This is a genomic window from bacterium (assembly GCA_030654305.1).
Classification (GTDB): domain Bacteria; phylum Krumholzibacteriota; class Krumholzibacteriia; order LZORAL124-64-63; family LZORAL124-64-63; genus PNOJ01.
Genome location: JAURXS010000083.1, coordinates 1 through 1,933 on the forward strand (window position 1 = coordinate 1; position 1,933 = coordinate 1,933).

3 protein-coding genes are annotated in these 1,933 nt (G+C 71.4%); all 3 read left to right on the forward strand.

Annotated elements, in window-relative coordinates:
* Positions 1-508 (forward strand): hypothetical protein (locus Q7W29_02260; protein ID MDO9170634.1); only part of this gene is annotated, 508 nt, incomplete at its 5' end.
* Positions 505-996 carry a hypothetical protein gene (locus Q7W29_02265; GenBank protein MDO9170635.1) on the forward strand — a complete coding sequence of 164 codons (492 nt, stop codon included), beginning with the start codon at positions 505-507 and terminating at the stop codon, positions 994-996. The genes Q7W29_02260 and Q7W29_02265, both read left to right, overlap by 4 nt.
* On the forward strand, positions 996-1,933 hold a 938-nt coding region (locus tag Q7W29_02270; protein ID MDO9170636.1), incomplete at its 3' end, for a pilus assembly PilX N-terminal domain-containing protein. The genes Q7W29_02265 and Q7W29_02270, both read left to right, overlap by 1 nt.

Sequence of the window (1,933 nt, forward strand, 5' to 3'; positions counted from 1 at the left end):
CCTCATCGAGGTGATGGTGGCCGCCGTGGTCCTGCTGCTCGTCTACTTCGGCGCGGCGCAGTACGCCGCGCGGAGCCGGACCCAGATGGACCTGGACGAGAGCCGGCGCGTCGCGAGTTCGATCGCGCGGGCCCGGCTGGAGAGCCTGCGCCGCGAGGAGTCCTTCGACACCTTGGCCACCCTGGTCGGGCGGGACACGACCTACGTCGTCGGCACCCGCAGCTACACCGTGACGCACGCGGTGCAGGCGGGCGTGCCGGAGACCTTCGCCTCCACGGTCACCGTCACCGTCGGCTGGAACAAGCTGATCGGCGGCAACACGGTCCCGCGCACCCTGACCCTGACCTCGATCCTGGGCCGCTGCATCCCCTGGGACGACACCGGGGCCGGCGGCGGCAGCAGTGCCACCGGCGGCGGCGGCGGCGGCTGGGGCGGCGGCTGGGGAGACGACGACGGCGGCCTCGACGAGGACGACGACGAACACGGGAACGGCGGAGGTCACCATTGAAAGCGCGAACGGACGGACGGCGGGGAGCGGCCGAGACGGGCCTGACCCTGCTCGAGATGATGATCGCCATCATGGCCTCGGTCATCGTCGCGCTGGCCATCAGCCGGCTGGCCGTGAGCAACCAGCGGCTGATCGTGGGCGGCCACGACCAGGCCTACCTCCAGCAGGAGGTGACGAGGATGATCGAGACCGTCAGCCGCGACGTCCGCGTCGCGCACGCGGTGGCGTCGAGCGGCGACGCCGAGTTCCGCACCTTCGACGCGAGCGGGGCCGTCCTGCACGTGTTCCGGCGGGTCACCGAGAGCGGCGGGGCCAGGTTCCAGCGCGACGGCGTCGCCCTGACGGACCGGGCCTGCGCCTCCCTCAGCGTGTCCACCACCGTCGATTCGACGGCCCTGGACCTCAACCTGTCGCTGTCCGACGACATCGGCAACCAGTCGGGCGGGTTCACCCAGGTCTGCGTCCGCAACCGGGCGCTGGAGTTCTGATGCACCGGTATTCCGGCAGGTCCGAGACGGGGCCGCGGCGGCCTCTGGGAGACCAGGGCGGCTACGTGCTGCTGGCCGTGACCGTCTTCGTCTTCGTGCTGATCATCGCTGGCCTGGCCATGTTCTCCACCGCCTCCTACGAGACCCGGCTGGCGATCCACGACCAGGAGACGACGCAGGCCTTCTACCTGGCCGACGCCGCGCTCGAGCGCGCCCGGGCCAAACTCCTCGAGGACCGCACCTGGCGCGACGGCTGGACCGGGGTCGCCCTGGCCGGCGGGACCTACGACCTCGCCATCGCGGACACCACCATCGGGGCCTCGTCCGACCCGTACGTGAGGCTGACGGCGACCGGGACCTTCAAGAACGCCCGCCGCCGCATCATGGCCGTGGGCGAGCTGCCGCCGGCCGCGCTCGAGGTCGCCCTGCTGAGCGCCGGGGACCTGATCGCCAACGCGAACGTGTGCATCGACGGCCGCGTCCACGTCGGCGGCGACGCCGATTTCGGCAGCCACGACCAGCACCTCAACTGCGGCACCCTCACCGAGGGCTTCGAGGTGCGGCCGCCCCACATGTACACCGACCCGGAGTACCTGACCGGCTCGACCTACTACGAGGTGCGCGGCACGCGCGTCGGCGGCCACTACCAGGCCCAGATCCTGGACCGCAACGGCGCCGACATCACGGCGACCGTCGGCGACAACCTGCGGGACGTGACGACCTACAACGCCGCGACGGGCCGCTACTTCTTCGATTTCGGCAGCGCCACGACGATGGAGGAGTACTTCGACCAGGCGGACGGCGTCTTCAGCCGGGCGGCGGGCGACGCCTCGGTCATCGTGAACTTCGGCGAGGGGCCGGTCTCCACGCCGCCGGGACCGAACGGGATCGTCGACGTGCGCCTGCGCGGGAACGGCAGCACCGACCTCAACACGAC